15 protein-coding genes are annotated in these 18,134 nt (G+C 67.5%); 5 read left to right on the top strand and 10 right to left on the bottom strand.

Annotated elements, in window-relative coordinates:
- Positions 1-102 precede the first annotated feature (102 nt).
- Entirely contained in the window at positions 103-1,203 is a 1,101-nt protein-coding gene (locus ACW17V_RS16880; protein ID WP_492106211.1) for a CapA family protein, read from the top strand.
- 24 nt (positions 1,204-1,227) lie between these two features.
- On the opposite strand, the gene ACW17V_RS16875 is transcribed toward ACW17V_RS16880, so the two are convergent.
- From ACW17V_RS16875 to fdxA, 3 genes are all read right to left on the bottom strand, one after another.
- Entirely contained in the window at positions 1,228-2,514 is a 1,287-nt protein-coding gene (locus ACW17V_RS16875; protein ID WP_492106210.1) for a cation:proton antiporter, read from the bottom strand.
- Positions 2,515-2,636: 122 nt separating this feature from the next.
- Positions 2,637-3,152: a CarD family transcriptional regulator gene (locus ACW17V_RS16870; RefSeq protein ID WP_492106209.1), complete on the bottom strand. Its 516-nt coding sequence runs from the start codon at positions 3,150-3,152 to the stop codon at positions 2,637-2,639.
- A gap of 290 nt (positions 3,153-3,442) precedes the next feature.
- Positions 3,443-3,784 (bottom strand): ferredoxin FdxA, encoded by a 342-nt coding sequence (gene fdxA / locus ACW17V_RS16865; protein WP_062143812.1) that lies wholly within the window; start codon positions 3,782-3,784, stop codon positions 3,443-3,445.
- Positions 3,785-4,064: 280 nt separating this feature from the next.
- Between fdxA and ACW17V_RS16860 the strand changes: the two genes are divergently transcribed.
- Positions 4,065-6,149, top strand: coding sequence for a putative bifunctional diguanylate cyclase/phosphodiesterase (locus ACW17V_RS16860; RefSeq protein WP_492106208.1), 2,085 nt, complete (start codon positions 4,065-4,067; stop codon positions 6,147-6,149).
- A gap of 29 nt (positions 6,150-6,178) precedes the next feature.
- Here the strand turns inward: ACW17V_RS16860 and ACW17V_RS16855 are convergent, their stop codons facing one another.
- Positions 6,179-6,460, bottom strand: a complete 282-nt coding sequence (locus ACW17V_RS16855) for an RNA-binding S4 domain-containing protein (protein ID WP_492106207.1) — start codon at positions 6,458-6,460, stop codon at positions 6,179-6,181.
- Positions 6,457-9,018, bottom strand: a complete 2,562-nt coding sequence (locus tag ACW17V_RS16850; RefSeq protein WP_492106206.1) for a helicase-related protein — start codon at positions 9,016-9,018, stop codon at positions 6,457-6,459. Before ACW17V_RS16850 ends, ACW17V_RS16855 begins: the two co-directional genes overlap by 4 nt.
- Before the next feature lie 205 nt (positions 9,019-9,223).
- Here ACW17V_RS16850 and ACW17V_RS16845 point away from each other — a divergent pair, with 205 nt between their 5' ends.
- Positions 9,224-11,104 carry an ATP-binding protein gene (locus ACW17V_RS16845; protein WP_492108817.1) on the top strand — a complete coding sequence of 627 codons (1,881 nt, stop codon included), beginning with the start codon at positions 9,224-9,226 and terminating at the stop codon, positions 11,102-11,104.
- Between the two features lie 32 nt (positions 11,105-11,136).
- Here the strand turns inward: ACW17V_RS16845 and ACW17V_RS16840 are convergent, their stop codons facing one another.
- Entirely contained in the window at positions 11,137-11,610 is a 474-nt protein-coding gene (locus ACW17V_RS16840; RefSeq protein ID WP_492106205.1) for an Lrp/AsnC family transcriptional regulator, read from the bottom strand.
- 116 nt (positions 11,611-11,726) lie between these two features.
- On the opposite strand from ACW17V_RS16840, the gene ACW17V_RS16835 reads away from it, so the two are divergent.
- On the top strand, positions 11,727-12,347 hold the full coding sequence (locus ACW17V_RS16835; RefSeq protein WP_492106204.1) for a glutathione S-transferase family protein: 621 nt from the start codon (positions 11,727-11,729) through the stop codon (positions 12,345-12,347).
- A 22-nt stretch (positions 12,348-12,369) separates the two neighbouring features.
- Here the strand turns inward: ACW17V_RS16835 and ACW17V_RS16830 are convergent, their stop codons facing one another.
- Together ACW17V_RS16830 and ACW17V_RS16825 are read right to left on the bottom strand one after the other, a co-directional pair.
- Complete coding sequence (locus ACW17V_RS16830) at positions 12,370-12,864, bottom strand: type II toxin-antitoxin system VapC family toxin (protein WP_492106203.1); 495 nt, start codon at positions 12,862-12,864, stop codon at positions 12,370-12,372.
- Positions 12,864-13,112, bottom strand: coding sequence for a type II toxin-antitoxin system Phd/YefM family antitoxin (locus tag ACW17V_RS16825; RefSeq protein ID WP_492106202.1), 249 nt, complete (start codon positions 13,110-13,112; stop codon positions 12,864-12,866). Before ACW17V_RS16825 ends, ACW17V_RS16830 begins: the two co-directional genes overlap by 1 nt.
- 215 nt (positions 13,113-13,327) lie before the next feature.
- Between ACW17V_RS16825 and ACW17V_RS16820 the strand changes: the two genes are divergently transcribed.
- Positions 13,328-14,689 (top strand): cation:proton antiporter, encoded by a 1,362-nt coding sequence (locus ACW17V_RS16820; RefSeq protein ID WP_492108816.1) that lies wholly within the window; start codon positions 13,328-13,330, stop codon positions 14,687-14,689.
- 142 nt (positions 14,690-14,831) lie between these two features.
- Here ACW17V_RS16820 and ACW17V_RS16815 read toward each other — a convergent pair whose 3' ends face one another.
- Together ACW17V_RS16815 and ACW17V_RS16810 are read right to left on the bottom strand one after the other, a co-directional pair.
- Positions 14,832-16,391, bottom strand: coding sequence for a tryptophan halogenase family protein (locus ACW17V_RS16815; protein ID WP_492106201.1), 1,560 nt, complete (start codon positions 16,389-16,391; stop codon positions 14,832-14,834).
- Between the two features lie 49 nt (positions 16,392-16,440).
- Positions 16,441-18,078, bottom strand: coding sequence for an amidohydrolase (locus ACW17V_RS16810; protein ID WP_492106200.1), 1,638 nt, complete (start codon positions 18,076-18,078; stop codon positions 16,441-16,443).
- Positions 18,079-18,134 lie beyond the last annotated feature (56 nt).

The raw sequence follows: 18,134 nt of genomic DNA, 5'->3' as shown, positions 1-18,134 counted from the left end.
GTACAACTGCATAGCGGCAGGGTATCGGGCCATTCGCTGGGCGCATGACCTAGGCGCTTTTCAGCCGGTCTCTTATGGTCGAGCCGATCCGGGGGGCCAAGAATGCATCGCAGACACTTCCTGACGGCGGGCCTTGCGACGGCCGCCGCGCCCGCCCTGGCCGCTGGAGCGGGTCTGAAGCTGACCCTGCTGGGTCAGGCGCTGATCGAACATGACGTCTCCGCCGACGCCTGGCCCGATCGTCAGAACATGGCCGCGCGTCTGGCGATGGCCGACGCCGGCTTCACCAATCTGGAAACCGTGATCCTGGGTCCGCGCGCCGGCGCCCCGACGCGGGAAGCCCTGACCCTGCACGCCGCCGGGCCCGAGGTGATCGAGACGCTGAAGGCCATGAACGTCAGGCTGGCCGCCACGTCCAACAACCACGCTTTCGATCTGGGCACGGGCGGCATTCTGGATACCCTGGCCGCCCTGCGCGCGGCCGGGCTGCCCTCGGCCGGCTCGGGCGAGGATCTGGCCCGCGCCGCCGCGCCGATCTATCGCGACACCGCGCATGGAACCGTCGCGCTCGTCGCCTGCGCCACCGGCAAGGTGCGCGAAGGCGGCGCGGCGACGTCCGGCCGACCGGGAGTCAACGAGGTGCGCCGCGACGCCAGCGGCCAGGTCGAGGCGGCTGACGCCAGCCGCATGTTCGACGCCCTGTCAGACGCCGCGCGGCGGGCCGACGCCGTCATCGCCTATCAGCACAATCACGACTGGGAGCCGGACATGTCCATGGTTCCCGACTGGCAAAGGGTCTTCGCCAAGCGCTGCGTCGAAGCCGGCGCCGGCGTGTTCGTCGGTCACGGCGCGCCGCTGCTGCAGGGCGTGGAAATCCATCGCGGCGCGCCGATCTTCTACGGGCTTGGCAATTTCATCTTCCAGACCGAGAAGCCGCCCGGCGCCTATCCGCCGGAGTGCTGGGAAGGCGTGCTGGTCGAGTGCGAGTTCAAGGCGCGGCGCTGCCGGTCGGCCAGGCTGGTCCCCATCCGGCTCAACGAAATCGGCCGGGCTGGACCGGCTGATCTGGCGACGCGCGGCATGCCCGCCCTGGCGTCCGGCGCGCAGGCGCGGGCCATACTCGAGCGGGTCGCCGAACGTTCTCGCCGACTGGGCGGTCGTCTGCGGCTCGATCGAGGGCAGGCGCTGCTACTCGGGCTTTGATCCGGGCGGTGAACTGAGCCGGGCTCAGGCCTTCTCGTCGCCGATCGCCGCCCTGGTGGCCTGGTCGGTGTGTCCCGCCCCTCGTCGCCATCTGTCGATCGTGCGCATCAGCGGCGTCGCCGTGACCCCGTGGATGAGGATCGAGCACAGGACGATGAAGCCGGTGATCGCCCACAGGCGCGCCCAGCCTTCGAACTCACCGTGGTTGAGCGCCCAGGCCAGATAGTAGAACGACCCGATCCCGCGAATGCCGAAGAACGAGACGAACGCCCGCTCGCGACGCGAGTGCGGCGCTCCGATCAGGCCGATCCAACCGGCCAGCGGACGCACCACGAACAGCAGCGCCAGGCCCAGGGCCGCGTCCTTCCAGGTCAGCGACGCCAGCAGGCCGCTGGCCATGGCTCCGCCCAGCAGGACCAGCACCAGCATCATCAGCAGGCGCTCCACCTGCTCGGCGAAATCGTGCATCGCTTCGTGAAACTGGTGATCGCGCTCGGTCGCGCGCAGGGTTAGCGCGGCGACGAACACCGCCAGGAAGCCATAGCCATGCGCCGCCTCGGACGCGGCATAGGCAAACAGGGTCGCCCCCAGCGCCACCAGGCCATCGCCCGTGCCCGACAGTCGCGCGCGGGGCGCCTTGAAGGTGATCCAGCCCAGCCCCTTCCCGACCACCCAGCCCACGGCGATGCCGGCCGTGATCCGCCACAGAACATCCATCGCCAGCCAGTGACTCACGAGATCGGGCTTGAGCACCCCGCCGGTCGCGGCCAGGGCGACGGCCAGATGCACGAAGGGAAAGGCAAAGCCGTCATTGAGTCCGGCCTCCGAGGTCAGGGCGAACCGCGCCTCGCCGTCTTCTCCCGACCGCGGGGGCCCCACCTGGACATCGGAGGCCAGCACCGGATCGGTGGGCGCCAGCACCGCGCCCAGCAGCAGGGACGAGGCCAGGCCGAGGCCCAGGCCGTAGACGCCCATCAGGGTTACGCCGATGATGGTCAGCGGCATGGTGATGGCGATCAGCCGCCAGGACGAACCCCAGGCCTTCCAGCCAATGCGCCGGTCAATCTTCAGCCCCGCGCCCATCAACGAGACCACGACAACCAGTTCCGTCAGCTTCTCGGTGAGCGTGGAGAACCGCAGGGGGTCGGGCCGGAACGACAGGGCGCCGGTCTGGAATACGACGACACCCGCTACGACGCACAGGATCGCCAACGACAGCGGCAGGTTGCGAAGAGCCAACGGTAGCCAGGCCACCAGAAGCACGATGACGCCAACGCCCAGCAGGAAGAGAATGTAGGGGTCTATAAGCATCGTGCCTCAACGCGCCGAAGTCTCAATGGCGCCAAGCCACGCTGATGCGGGCGTCGACGCCAATAAAAACGCCCCCCGCCGCGAGGCGAGGGGCGCGGAATTTTCCGACGCGGCGTCCGCGATCAGGCGGCGGCGGCGGTGGCCTTGACCAGCGACTTGGTCAGGATGCCGATGGCGGCTTCGCGGTCGATGCGCTCGATGGCGGCGACTTCACGGGCCATGCGGTCCAGGGCCGATTCATAGAGCTGACGCTCCGAATAGGACTGTTCCGGCTGGTTGTCGGCCCGGTGCAGGTCGCGGACGACCTCGGCGATCGAGATCAGGTCGCCCGAATTGATCTTGGCTTCGTATTCCTGGGCGCGACGCGACCACATGGTGCGCTTGACGCGGGCGCGGCCCTTCAGGGTGGTCAGGGCTTGCGACACGACATTGCCTTCGGCCAGCGGGCGCAGACCGGCGGTCTTGGCCTTCTTGGTCGGGACGCGCAGGGTCATTTTTTCGTGGTCGAAGGTGATGATGTAGACTTCGAGCGACATCCCGGCCACTTCCTGGGTCTCGACGCCCTGGATGCTGCCCACGCCGTGCGCGGGATAGACGACGTGATCGCCAACCGAGAATTCCAGACCGCTCTTGCTCATGTTCGTCCTCATCAATGCGAGCCCTTGGGCCCGGAACACCGCCATTCCAGATCGGTCCATTAGAGACAGCCCGGCGACCGCGAACTGGGCGCGGGAGCCAAGCCAGGACAGGATTTGGAATTAACCTCTAAGACACCCTTCGCCTTCGATCGGGCGCGCCGGTTGAACGGCTCTTCGACAAAAAACGGACAGCCGCGAATTGCCGCAACCGTCACGTTGGCTGCGACAATATCATAAAATTCAGCCTCATGAAAGGCTTGCGGCCGGGTGTGGACCCTTAAGAGGGGCGATCAGGAGCCCTTGCCGGGCTTTTCGCTGAAGTATTTCTCGAACTTGCCGGTCTCGCGCTCGAAGTCGTCGCGATCGGCGGGCGGCTCGCCCTTAACCGTGATGTTGGGCCAGACCTTGGCGTAGTCGGAATTGATCCGCAGCCACTTGCCGTCGGGCTCGTCCTCGGTGTCGGGCTTGATGGCGTCGACCGGGCACTCGGGTTCGCAGACGCCGCAGTCGATGCATTCGTCCGGATTGATGGCCAGGAAGTTCTCGCCCTCATAGAAGCAGTCGACCGGGCACACCTCGACGCAGTCCATGTACTTACATTTGATGCAGGCGTCGGTGACGATGTAGGTCATCGAGAACTCGATTGGTGCTGACGGCGTTCGGCGCGGGCGTTTTCGAAGGCGCGGGGCCGCTTGTCAATGCGGCTTGCTCGCGCGGGGCCACAGGAATTCTCGCCGCGCCCTCAGAGATGCGCCTGATGGGGCGCGAAAGATCCAGAACGCGCGTCTGTCGGCGCTGTCATCGGGGGGCGCGACGAGAGGTCATCTGGGCGCTCATGATTTCTTATCCAAAATAACCCCAGTCTTCGAGCGAGGAAACGCTCAAAGAAAACAACGTCGAGAACCCGACACAATGATCAAGTCGACTGCGGAGGTCAGGCGGTCGCCCGAGTCCGAGACCGGGCCGGCGCGCCTGGCCGACGCACGCGCCGCGGCCTTCGCGCAATTCGTGCTCCAGCTGCCGTTCGCGGCGGCCTTGCTGGATCGCGATCTGCGTCTGCTCGCCGTCAGCCGCGAGTGGACCGCCCATGCCCTGGCGCCCGATCTGCGTCTGGGTGTCGATGCGCGACGCGCCCTGGTGGCGGCGGAGGACGTCCTGGCGCTGATGAAATGCGCCGAACAGGGCGAGGCCTTCTCGCGCTACCTACCGAACCTCGACACCGACGGCGTCCAGCGGATCTGGCGCACCGAGTTCAGCGCCTGTCGCGATGACGGCGAAGAGCCCTATGCGGTGATGGTCACCGCCCGCGACGTCACCGGCTATGCCGAGGCCACCCTGCGCGCCGAGCGCGACCAGCAACGCCTGCGCATGGCGCTGGAGCTCGATGGCCTGCTGGTGCGCGAATACGATCTGAACACCCGCGAAGTGCTGTTCTCGGGCGCGACGCCTGACCTGGAGAAGTGGTGCCGGTTCCAGACCGATCCGCTGGAGATCATCCATCAGGACGACCGCGACCGGATCGCCGCCTTGGTCGCCACGCGCAAGCCGGGCGAGACCGGGGTCTATGAGTTCCGCCTCAATCGCGACGATGGCGTGGAGACCTGGGTGCGCTCGGCCAGCAAGATGCTGGTCGGCGCCAATGGCCGGCCCGAGCGCCTGGTCAACCTGTTCAAGGATATCACCGACCGCCGCCGGCAGACCGAGGCGGTCGAGACCCTGGCCTTCAAGGACACCCTGACGGATCTGCCCAACCGCGCCCTGTTCCAGCACCGGTTCCAGGAGGCGGTCAGCGCCTCAGAGCTGCTGGGCGAGATGTTCGGCCTGATCATGATCGACGTCGATCACTTCAAGGACATCAACGACACCCTGGGCCACGACGCGGGCGACGCCCTGCTCAAGCGGCTGGCCGACATGCTGCGCCACGCCTTCCGCGCCCACGATACGGTGGCGCGTCTGGGCGGTGACGAGTTTGCCGTGATCCTGCGTGGCCTGCACTGCGAGGCCGACATGCTGCGGCCGATCCAGACCCTGCAGGACCTGCTGCGCCGTCCGATCGAGCACGGCGGCCGCAGCTTCACCTGCAGCGCCAGCATCGGCGCGGCCCTGCACGGCGATCCCGACTCCGATCCCGAGCACATGATCAAGAACGCCGACATCGCCCTCTATCGGGCCAAGGACGCGGGTCGTAACCGCAGCGTGGTCTTCCAGCCCTCGATGCGGTCGGAACTGGAGCGGCGGATCGAGCTGCTCCGCGACGTTCGGGCCGGCATCGCGGCGGGCGAGTTCGTGCTGTTCTACCAGCCCGTGGTCGATGTGCGTGAAGGCGGCGTCACCGGTTTTGAGGCCCTGATGCGCTGGGCTCACCCCGAACAGGGCATACTGGCGCCGGCCCGCTTCATGGCGGCGTTCGAGGATCAGGACCTCTCGCTCAAGCTGGGCGACGTGGCCTTCGATGCGGCGCTGAACCAGATGCGGGACTGGATCGAGACCGGCGTCGACTTTGGCCGGGTGGCGGTCAACATCTCCGCGGCCCAGTTTCGCAGCGGTCGTCTGGCTGAGGAAATCCAGGAACGCCTGGCCCGGGCCAATGTGCCTTGCGACCGGCTGACCATCGAAGTGACCGAGAATGTCTATATGGGCTGGGGCTCGGACATGGTCAGCGAGACCGTCAAGCGCCTGCACGACGCCGGGGTGATGATCGCCCTGGACGATTTCGGCACCGGCTATGCCAGTCTGGCCAATCTGCGCCAGTTCCCGATCGACCGGCTGAAGATCGACAAGTCCTTCGTCCAGAACACCGAGGACGAGGCCATCGTGAAGGCGGTCATCACCCTGGGCTCATCGATGGGCATGAAGGTCGTGGCCGAGGGGGTCGAGGACCAGGTCCAGCTGGAAAAACTGATCAGCTATGGTTGCGACCAGGTGCAGGGCTATCACTTCGGCCGGCCGATGCCGGCGGCGGACGTGCCGGGGTTTCTGGCGGGGTTCACAGGGTAAGCCCTTCCCCCATCAAGGGGGAGGGGAGTCTAGCTAACCACCTCATACAGTTCCCGCGCCTCGCTCGCCGGGCCCCGACGCTCGCCGGACGCCAGCACCCGCACGGCGATGATCCGGCCGCCCAGGCCAAACACCAGGACATCCCCGCTCTTCAGCGTTCTCGACGGCTTGTCGACCCGGCTCTCGACCCCGCCGCGGGTCAGGCGGATGCGGCCTTCCTCGACAAAGCGGCAGGCCAGCGACCGGGTCTTGAAGAACCGCGCGCGCCATAGCCACACATCGGCGCGGCAGGCGTCGTCGGCCTCGCTCACGAGGCGGCGGCTTTCGGAGCGGCCTTCCGCCGGCGGGGCTTCTTGCGGCGAGGCGGGGGCTCGGTGAGCTTGGCCAGGGCGGCGAACGGCGAGTCGGGCCTGGCCGCGACAGGCTTGGGATCCAGGCGCTGGGCGCCGCGCCGCTTCCAGATGATCGACGCGTCGGCCTTGGGCCGGATGGCCGGAGTGTAGTCCAGGGCCCGCAGCACGGCCGAGGCCTGGGCGGCGGTCCAGCCCAGCGTCTCCAGCGCAGTCTCGGTCAACACCACGCCGCCGGGGCGTTGCTCGGCCCGCAGCAGGTCGTCCAGCCGTTCAAGCGCCTCGACCGGAACCGTGAAGCCCGCCACCACGCGCAGACCGCTGGCGGCCAGCTCCCGCGCCGAGGGGGTGGGCGAGGGCAGGGCGGCCAGCCTGTTCAGGTCGCCGCGCCAACCGCCCGGACTCAGCGCCCGGGCGCAGGCGATGGCTTCGGGGCGCAGCATGGCGGGCAGGTAGAGGCTGAAGGCCCCGATGCGGACGCCCAACGATTTCAGCGTGCGGCGCTCGGCCTGGCTCAGGGCCTTCAGCTCGGGATCCAGCGGCCGTTTGTCCAGCACGCCGCAGGCCTCCAGCAGGCGGTGGGCCAGGCCGCGCGGCAGGCCTCGCAGCTCGGATCCGGCCAGGGCGCGTTCCAGTTTGCGCAGCGGGGCCAAGTGGCGATCGACCTCGGCGACCAGGAAGGCGTCCAGCCGCCGCTCGGCCCGCTCGCGCACAGTGGCGGGACCCAGTTCGCCCAGCAGTCTGGCGCGGGGTGACAGCAGGGCGCCGCCTCCTGAAGCCGCGGCGGGGCGCACCACCCCGGCGATCTCGCCCCGCCAAAGGATCGCGCTGTCGGGACTGAGCGCGAAGGCGTCGTCGGGCTCGCCGGACAGGGCGCCCAGGCGGCGGGCGATCTCGGGCCCGACCGCGCGGACCGCCGCGTTGCGCAGGGCCTTTTCCTCCAGCGCGCTGGCGCCCTTTTCGGGCGTGAAGGTGACGCCGGCCAGATGGCCGACCACGTGGCCCTCGACGGTGACCGCCCCATCCTGACCCACGCCGGCCAGCATGACCTCGCGCTCGCCCAGCTGGCGCATCAGCACGCTGGTGCGCCGGTCGATGAACCGGGCCATCAGCTTTTCGTGCAGGGTGTCGCTGATGCGGTCTTCCAGCTGCCGGGTCATGCCCTGCCAGTGGGCGGGATTGGCCAGCCAGTCAGGCCGGTTGGCGATGTAGGACAGGGTGCGCACGCCCGACAGGCGACCAGCCAGGCTGTCGATTTCGCCGTCGGTGCGGTCCAGCGCCTTGAACTGAGCGTTGATCCAGTCTTCCGGCAGCCGCTTCCTGCCCGTGGTCAGGTCGTCGAACAGGGTGCGGACCATGCGCTGGTGATCGTCATCTGTGGTCTTGCGGAAGTCCGGTGTCTGGCACACGTCCCACAGGCGCAGCAGGGCCGAGCGGTCGGCCTTGCAGCGGGCGATGACATCGTCCTGCTGGGACAGCTTGCGCAGGGTGCGCTCGTCCAGGGCCTCGTTCGACAGGGTCAGGCCGGCGCGGCCGGGTCCCTGGCCCAGCGACTTCAGCAGCAGCGGCAGCGAGCCGAAATCCAGGCGCGCATTGCGCCATTCCGCGGCGATGATCGGCTCGAACTGGTGGTTGACCACGCTCTCGACCAGATCCTCGTCCATCTCCTCGCAGTCGCCGGTGACGCCGAAGGTGCCGTCGCGGGTGTAGCGCCCGGCCCGGCCGGCGATCTGACCCACCTCCTGGGCGTGCAGCCAGCGGGTGCGGACCCCGTCGAACTTGCGAAGTCCGGCGAAGGCTACATGGTCCACGTCCATGTTCAGGCCCATGCCGATGGCGTCGGTGGCCACCAGGAAGTCGACCTCGCCTGACTGGTAGAGCGCCACCTGGGCGTTGCGGGTGCGGGGGCTGAGGCTGCCCATGACCACGGCCGCGCCACCCCTTTGGCGACGGATCAGCTCGGCGATGCCGTAGACGGCGTCGGTCGAGAAGGCGACGACCGCACTGCGCCGGGGCAGGCGGGTCAGCTTCTTGGAGCCGGCATAGGACAGGTTGGAGAACCGCTCGCGCGAGACGATCTCGGCGTCAGGCAGCAGCCGGCGGATCAGCGGCGCCATGGTGCCAGCTCCGAGCAGCATGGTCTCGAACTTGCCGCGCGCATGCAGCAGGCGGTGGGTGAAGATGTGGCCGCGCTCGGGATCGGCGCACAGCTGGATCTCGTCGATCGCCAGGAATTCGACCTCGCGGGCCAGCGGCATGGCCTCGACGGTGCAGACGAAATAGGCGGCGCGCGGCGGGACGATCTTCTCCTCGCCGGTGATCAGGGCGACGCTGGCCTTGCCGCGCAGCTTGACGACCCGATCATAGATCTCGCGCGCCAGCAGGCGCAGCGGCAGGCCGATCATGCCCGAGGCGTGACCCAGCATCCGCTCGACGGCCAGATGGGTCTTGCCGGTATTGGTCGGCCCCAGGACCGCGGTGAGCTTTGAGGGCGCGAGGCCTGCGGATCGATCGCTCATGATCCGCAGAAGGTGGGGCGGGAATCGGGGGGAGGCAAGCGGCGCCGCTCGGCTTTAGACATGAAGACGGCGTCCTCCGAGCCAGGGACGATCCGGCATTCGCCGCTGGCGCGGCTTGTTGTCGCAGGGGCGCTGTTTTCACGTCTTGTTTTCCGCGAACGCCCAAAAATTGGCGCTTGAATTCGCGAAGGGGCGAAGGACCGTGATGGAACTATCAGGACGGGGCGCGCGGCATGGGCGCGATCGCGGCCTTGAGACGCGTATTGTCGGCGTGGCGTTGCTGTCCACGATCGCGGCTCTGTTCGCGGCCTTCACGGTCTATCAATGGCGCAACTGGAACGCCGACCGGGACGCCTTGGCGGATGAAGCATTGGTGCTGGCCAGTTCGGTGGCCAAGGCCGCCCATGCCCAGTCCAGCGGAGCGCAGCTGTCGGGAGGCGACACCGTTCGCGAGTTGGTCGGCGCCAGTCACCTCAAGATCGCCGCGAGCTATGCGCCTGTGGGCGGGCAGGAGATGCATTTCGGCCAGGCCGGTGCGGCGATGGACGCTCCGAAGGTTCAACCGGTCTCAAGGACCGAGGTGCGATATCGGGGCCTCGATCTCGAGGTGACCGCGCCCTATCGTGTCGACGGTCGGCAGGTGGGGACGGTCGCCCTGGTGGTCGAGGGGCGAGAGCTCCTGGACGCCCGGCTTCTCAATATTCTGATCGCTCTGGTGTTGTCGGCCCTGGCCGTTTTCGGCGCGGGCCTGATGGCGCGCCGGCTGACGCGCCGGGCGCTTGAGCCGCTTCGCGACCTCGCCGATGCGATGGACGCCGCGACGACCTCGCGGGATTTCAGCGTGCGCCTGCCGGTGGCGCGTTCGGACGAGGTCGGGCAGCTCACCGAGCGCTTCAATCTGCTGCTGGCCACCCTCGAAAACTCCGATCTGGATCTGAAAGGCGCCATGCGGGAGGTCACCGCCGCGCGCGACGCGGCCGAAGGGGCCAATCGTCTCAAGCAACGCTTCCTGACCAATATGAGCCACGAGCTCAGGACGCCGCTGAATGGCGTGCTGGGGATGAGCCAGGCCCTGCTGCGCGAACCCATGATCCCCGTCCAGCGGGAGCGGGTCGAGCTGATCGAGAAATCAGGCCATGCGCTGCTGACCCTGCTGAACGAAATTCTCGATCTTGCCGATTTCGACAAGGGAAACGTTCAGCTCGCGCACAAGGCCTTTGAACTGGACGTGATCATCGCCGGGGCTTGCGAGACCGCGACCCTGATGGCCGAGGACAAGGGACTTTCGCTGGAGATCGAGATCTCCGCGGAGGCGGCGGGAACCTGGATGGGTGATCCGCGCCGCATCCATCAGTTGCTGTACAATCTGATCTCCAACGGCCTGAAGTTCACGGCGTTGGGGCGGGTCGAGGTCAAGGCCACGGCGCGGGGCGACGAGCTGCTGCTGTCGGTCACCGACACCGGAATCGGCATCGAGGCAGCGATTCTGCCGCGTCTGTTCGAACCCTTCACCCAGGCCGATGACACCCTCACGCGCGCCTTTGGCGGGGCGGGTCTGGGGCTCACCGTCTGTCGCAGTCTGGCTGACCTGATGGGCGGCCGCATTGATGTGGAGAGTACGGTCGGTCGCGGCAGCGTGTTTTCGGTCGCCCTGCCGCTCGCGCGGGCCAGGGTCGCCATGTCGGCGGCGCAGGGCGTCGAACGGCTCGACGCCCTTCGCGTGCTGGTCGCCGAGGACAATGAGGCCAATCAGGTCGTGGTGCGCACCGTGCTCAACGCGCTGGGCATTGAACCCGTCATTGTCGCGGACGGTCAGGCCGTGGTCGATACCTGGAGTCAGGCCTCCTGGGATCTGATCCTGATGGATATCCAGATGCCCCTGCGCAACGGTGTTGAGGCCACGCGGGAAATCCGGCGCATCGAGGCCGAGCGCGGCTTGAAGCCCACCCGGATCGTGGCGCTGACGGCTAACGCCATGCCTCACCAGATCGCGAGCTATATCGCCGTTGGCATGGATGGCCTGATTTCCAAGCCGATCATGATCGCGGATCTGCATGCCGCCCTGATCGGCGATCGGGCGGCATAGAGTTCGGCGCCGGAGGCGGGTCTGCAGTCGCGCTACATCTTGAGCGCGACGCCCAACCCCACCTTCACCCGGTCCATCACCACCAGGGTCCGGAAGCGCTTTACATTGCCGCCGTCAAAGAACAGTCGCCGCGTGAGGGCTTCGTAGTCGGCCATGGTTGGCACGGTGATCACCAGCATGAAGTCAGCGTCGCCGGTGACATAGTAGCACTGCTGCACCTGGGGCTCGCCGGCGAAGCGGGCCTTGGCGGCGTCCAGCAGATCCAGGCGCTCGTTCTCCAGATGCACCTCGACCAGCAGGGTGACAGCCTGGCCGACGCTGGGGGGATCGATCACCGCGACATTGGCCGTGATGACGCCCGCCGCCTCCAGCTTCCTGATGCGGCGCTGCACCGCCGGCGCCGACAGATTGACCGCCGCGCCGATCGTCCGCTGCGGCGTCGCGTTATCGCGCTGAAGCATGTCGAGAATCGCCAGATCGAAGGCGTCGAGGTTTTGAGCGGGCAAGGCAGCGTCCGGACGAAACAAACTTGCGTTCAGGCGAGCGAAACTAAGCCCACCTTTCGCGCGCCGGGCAATAGGGTCTGGCTCGCCCACTTCTTCCGGCGAGGTCGCGTATCCCGATGCAATTGCTCTACCAGACCCATTCTCCCTATGCCCGCAAGGTGCTGGTCCTGGCCCACGAGACAGGGCTGGCGGGACGTCTGCACGTGATCCATCAGGAGACCAGCCCGACCCTGCGCAACGACCTGGTGTTTGCGGCCAATCCGCTGGGCAAGGTGCCGGCCTTGATCCTTGAGCAGGGGCTAGCCCTCTTTGACTCGTCGGTGATCTGCGAATTCCTGGACGGTCTGCACGACGGATCGCCTCTGATTCCGGCCAGCGGCCCAGAGCGTTGGCGGGTGCTGCGGCTGCAGGCGCTGGCGCAAGGCCTGTGCGACGCCGGCATCACCCTGCGCTGGGAGACGCAACGTCGTCCCGTCGAGACGCGGTGGTCGCCGATGGCGGACGGGCAGACCGAGAAACTTCTCGCCGGCTATGACTTTGCCGAGCGCGAGGCGCTGGACGGTCCGCTCGACGTTGGACAGATCGCCCTGGCCACGGCGCTGGACTGGCTGGATTTCCGGGGCTTGCCCGACTTCCGTGCCGGACGGCCCAGGTTGGCGGCGTGGTTCGACGCCTTTGCCCGGCGGCCGTCGATGACGGCGACCACCTATCGCGGCCAGACGCGGGATGCGGCCTGAAACAGCGGGTTGACGCGTGCGGCTAGCCCCGCACGAAGATGTTCCGCAGCCACAGCGACCCCGACCTGGCAGCCTGGCCCCAGTCCTCGTCGTCGGGCGCCTCGGGGGTGTAGTCCCAGGGATTGAGCAGCTTGACGCGCGCAGCCTTGAAGGCGGCGGTGTCGCGCGTCACCAGGGTCAGGCCGTGTTCCAGCGCTGTGGCGGCCAGCAGGGCGTCGCGGGTCGCGGTCAGGGTCAGGTGAGCCCGGCGGCGCACGACCGCCGCGTCGACCGGCAGGATGCGGCCTTCGAAGGCCGGCCCGACCTGGGCGTCCAGCCAGTGGCGCAGAGTGGTTCCCACCGCCTTGTCATTGCGCTCGGTCCGGCCGGCGCCAGCTTCCAGTTCCAGCAGGGTGATCGCCGAGATGAACAGGCTGGTGCGCTGAACGCCGGTCGCCCAGGCGGTCAGGCCGGCGCCCGCGCCTCCGGACTTGGCGTTGCGCAGTTCGAAGACGACCTCGGTGTCGAGCAGGTACATCAGTCGCCGCTCCGGCCGTCCCAGACATTGGCCGCGCGGGCGGCCTCCAGGTCCACGGGCCCCAGGCCCGGCAGGGCCAGAAGGTCGACGATGCTCTCGGTCTGGCCGATCAGCTTGCGATAGGCCTCCACGCTCATCAGCACATGGGTCGCCTTGCCCCGGTCGGTGACGAACACCGGCGCGACTCGCGCGGCCCGCTTGGCCTGGCTGACATCCTGATTGAACGCCCGACTGGTGATGACCTTCACGTGCCTACATACCTGAAATGACAAGGCTGTCTTGTAGGTACGTTACTACCTTGTTGCCATGAGGCAACATAAAATTCACCAGCAAATACAATCTTCTGCCTGGCATCAAAAATTGACAGCGCTGGGCTTGCGGGTTTTTCGAAACCCTGTCCCCTCTGACGAAAGACGCAGGCCCTGAAGAGCCGCGATCGGGGGAAACACACTTGTCTGACATCATGGCCAGCGTCATCAGCGTTGCGGGAAAGGTCCTCTCGCCCAACGGTCCCGCCACCCTGGCGGCGGCCCACAGCTACACGCCGACCGATTTCAGCGTGCACTTCTTCCTTCAGCTGGCGGTGATCCTGCTGGCCTGCCGTGTGGTCGGTTGGCTTGGCCAGAAGCTGCTGGCCCAGCCCCAGGTCGTGGGCGAGATGATCGCCGGCGTCGTGCTGGGCCCGTCGTTGCTGGGCCTGCTGTTCCCGGCGTTCCAGGGCATGTTGTTCCCCAAGGAGACCAAGAACGTCCTGTATGTCGGCGCCCAGCTGGGCGTGGGCCTCTACATGTTCATGGTCGGCACCAGCTTTCAGGCCGATCACTTCAAGGCCAAGGCCAGGAGCGCCGCCAGTGTCTCGCTGGCCGGCATCATCGCGCCGTTCCTGATCGCGGTGGCGATCACCCCTCTGTTGCTGAAGGTTCCAGGCCTGTTCGCGCCGGGCATTTCGCAGGCCAACGCCAGCCTGTTCCTGGGGGCTTGCATCGCCCTGACCGCCTTTCCGATGCTGGCCCGCATCATCAATGAGCGTGGCCTGGCCAAGACCTCACTGGGCACCCTGTCGCTGACCGCCGGGGCGTTCGACGACGCTGTGTCGTGGTGCGTGCTGGCGGTGGTGCTGGCGACCTTTGGCGGTGGGGCGGGCGTGGCGATTCTGGCCATCGGCGGCGGCCTGACCTACGCGTTGTTCCTGGGCTTTTTCGGCAAGCGCCTGCTGGCGCCATTGGGCCGTATCGTCGAGCGTGAAGGCCAGATGAGCCTGCCCATTCTGGCCATCACCCTGATGCTGTTCTGTTTCTCGGCCTTCCTGATGGACGCGGTCGGCATCCACGCCATCTTCGGCGGCTTCATGCTGGGCGCCGTCATGCCGCGCGGCAAGTTCGTCGAGGAGCTGAAGCAGAAGGTCGAGCCGCTGGCGGTGGTCCTGCTGCTGCCGATGTTCTTCACCTATTCGGGGCTCAACACCCGGATGGACATGGTCAACTCGCCGCAACTGCTGCTGATCGCCATCGGCATCCTGCTGGCCTCGATCGTCGCCAAGGGCGTGGCCTGCTACGCCGCCGCCCGTCTGGCCGGGGAAGACAACCGCACCGCCCTGGGCATCGGGGCCCTGATGAACTCGCGCGGTCTGATGGAGCTGATCATCATCAATATCGGCCTGCAGAAGGGCATCATCGGCCCGACCCTGTTCTCGATGCTGGTGCTGATGGCCATCGTCACCACGGTCATGGCCAGCCCGCTGTTTGAGGCCGTCTACGGCAAGAAGGCCCGCGAGTCCGGCGAGCTGGACGGCCTGGACAGCGCGGCCGCCAAGGCCTCCGCCTGATCGCTTTGAAAACTGTCATCCCGGACAAGCGCGTAGCGCGCAGAGCCGGGACCGACGCCTGAGCGCCGCGCTTCGGATCGGTCCCGGCTCTACAGGCCGCTACGCGACCTTCCGGCCGGGATGACAATGAAAGGGGTCTGCCCTAGGCGGGCTGTAGAGAGCGGTCGAACCCGAACTGGTTGATCTGTGCGATCAGGTCGCGATGGCTGGGCAGGTCGTGGGTGGCGCGCTCGCCAAAGCCGCGGATCTTGGCGAACAGCTTCTCGGCCCCCGCCACATCGGGAAACTCGGCCCGCCCCGGCGACAGATCGGTTCTGAAGCCCATGCCGTACAGAATGTACTGGTAGTTGAAGAAGGCGAAGGTCTCGAGATCCAGGGTGAAGTCGTAGCGGGCCGGCGGCCGGTAGCGCCACTGCTCCAGCAGGTCGGACAACCGTTCGGGGATCGAGGCCGCATCCACATTGTCGCGCCAGAAGGGCTCGGTCCGCTGACTCAGACAGTAGTGCAGCTTCAGGAAGGTGATGATGTTGTCGTAGCGCGCGCTCATCAGCTCGTTGAAGCGCCGGGCCGGCGCGCCGATCGGGCCATTGTGCGGGAACAGCTCGGCGATGATCGCCACAGCCGCCTCGATCAGCACCACGCCGGTGGATTCCAGCGGTTCCAGGAAGCCGGCTGAAAGGCCCACGGCCACGCAGTTGCCGATCCACTGCTTCTGCCGATAGCCGGCCTCGAACGACAGGGACCGTGGCGTGATCTCGACGCCGGCCCCGACATAGCCGCGCAGGATCGCCTCGGCCTGGTCGTCGTTCATGTGATCGCTGGAATAGACGCAGCCCACGCCGCGCGCGCCGTTCAGCCCGATGTCCCAGGTCCAGCCCGCCGCGTGGGCGGTGGAGACCGTGAAGCTCTGGATCGGCGTCTCGGGTCCGCCATGGGGGATCTTGCAGGCCAGGGCCCGGTCGGCGAACAGGGTGGAGCGCACGCCCTTGAACGGCGATTTCAGGGCCTGGCCGATCAGCTCGGCGTGAAAGCCGGTGCAGTCGACATAGAGGTCGGCTTCCAGGGTTCCGTGCGCCTGGCAGGACACCGAGGCGATCTCGCCCGCCTCGTTCAGCGCCACGCCGGTCAGCAGGCCCTGCAGATGGCGCACGCCCAGCTCCCGGGCGCGCTCGGCCAGCACATTGGCCAGCTTGGCGGCGTCGAAATGGTAGGCGTAGTTCAGCGGCCCGGAGAAGTTGCCCTCGTGCGGGCGCTTGGGGGCGCGCTGGGCCTCGGCGACCCGGGCCTGGATGGTCATCGCCTCGGCGAACGGCGCGCGCGTCGCCTCGTCCTGCAACAGCCAGTAGGGCGCCAGGCTGGCCCCGTCGGTCGAGAACGGCGCCTCGAACGGATGGAAGTACTGGTGGCGCTGACCATCATCCTTCGGCGCCCACGCCCAGTCGTTGAAGCGGATGCCCTGCTTGAAGGTGGCCGAGGTCTCGCGAATGAACCGCCCCTCGTCGACGCCCAGGAACTGGAGGGTGGCGCGGATGGTCGGGAAGGTCGCTTCGCCCACCCCGATGATGCCGACTTCGGGCGACTCCAGCAGGGTGATGTCCAGATGGCTCTGTTCGGCGATGCGCAGCGACTTGGCCAGATAGGCCGCCGTCAGCCATCCGGCCGTTCCGCCTCCCACGATCAGGATTCTGCGTCGACGATCCATGCAGACTGAATAGCGCTTTATCGGCCCCCGGGCAGGCTAAATTGCCGCCTTACTGGCCCCGCTCGAACGCCACCACCCCGTCCACCACCGTCAGAACCGTCTCGGCGGTGAGGATGTCGGCGGGCGCGACCGTCATGAGGTCCTTCGAGAATACGGTCACATCGGCCTTCTTGCCGACCTCCAGCGTGCCGCGATCCTTTTCGGCGAAGGCGGCATAGGCGGGCGCCCAGGTCAGCATCTTCAGCGCCTGGGCCCGGCTGACGGCTTCTTCCAGATGCCAGTCCTCATTGGCGAAGCCGGTCAGGCTGTGGCGGTGGACGGCGGCGTAGAACTCGATGCGCGGATCGCCGACCTCGACCGGGGCGTCCGAGCCGGCGGCCACGACCGCGCCGCTCTTGAGCATGTCGTTCCAGCGATAGCCTTCATGCAGGCGGGCCTTGCCCAGGCGCGCGGGGGCGAAATAGAGATCGCCGATGGCGTGGCTGGGCTGCATCGAGGCGATGACGCCCATCTTCGAAAAGCGCGGCAGGTCAGGGTCGGCGACGATCTGGGCATGCTCGATCCGCCAGCGGGCCCCGGTGTCGCTGCCCAGGGTTTCGCCGAACCAGTCCAGCACCATGCGGTTGCCGCGGTCGCCGATGGCGTGCATGGCCACCTGGGCCTTCACGGCCTGGGCCTGCTTCATCAGCGCCAGCCCCTTGTCGCGCGGGGTCAGCTGCAGGCCCATCCCTTCGGCGTCGCTGTAGGGCTCGAGCAGGGCCGCGCCGCGCGAGCCCAGGGCCCCGTCCATATAGAGCTTGATGCCCCGCGTGCGGATCAGGCCGGTGGCGTCCTCGAACGGGCCCTTGGCCAGCACCTCGGCGGCGCCGCTGGGGTCCATGTAGTTGTCGACGCGGATGTGGAACTTCTTCTCGGCGGCCAGGGACGTCATCAGGGCCAGGTCGGGCGCCTCCACGCTCATGTTTCCAAGACCCGTCCAGCCGCGCGAGGCATAGAGCGCGCCGGCCTTTTCCAGGGCCTGACGTTTCAGGGCTTCCGAGGGCGGGGGAATGACCCCGGCGACCAGCGACTGGGCGTGGTCGATCAGCATGCCGGTCGGCAGGCCGTCCGCGCCCTTGAGGATCTGGCCGCCGGCGGGAGCGGCCGTGTCCTTGCTGACGCCGGCCTGGGTCAGGGCGGCGGAGCTGGCGACCGAGGCGTGGCCGTCGGAGCGTTCCAGCACGATCACGCGGCCGGGCGCGGCCCGGTCCAGATCCGCACGGTTGGGGAAGCGCTTCTCGGGCCAGTGGGTCTCGATCCAGCCCCGGCCATAGATCGGACCGCTCGGATTGGCGGCGGCATAGGCGCTGACCGCCTTGATCAGGTCCTCCACCGAGCCGACCTGATCCAGATTCAGGGTCAGTTCGCGCAGGCCAATGCCGGTCAGGTGGGCGTGGGCGTCGACAAAGCCCGGAAAGGCCGCGGCGCCCTTCAGGTCGAAGTCGCGGACGTCCCTGGCGGCCTTGGCGCGGGCGGCGGCCAGATCGCCGACGAACAGGATCCGGCTGTCGCGGATCAGCACGGCCTGGGCGCTCGGCGCGGCCTCGACCCCGGTATGGATCGGCCCGCCGTGGATCAGCAGGTCGCTGGCCGAGGCTGTCGAGACGGTTGCGGACGCCAGCAAGGCGGCGAGGACGGTGGGGCGCACGGCGATCTCCAGACAGCAAGAAACGGAAATCGTAGGGCGCCGCTCGAAAGCCGCAA

This window comes from Caulobacter sp. FV2ye17ST (assembly GCF_058680955.1).
Note: the sequence above shows the minus strand (reverse complement) of the source record. Positions and strands in the feature narration are given on the sequence as shown.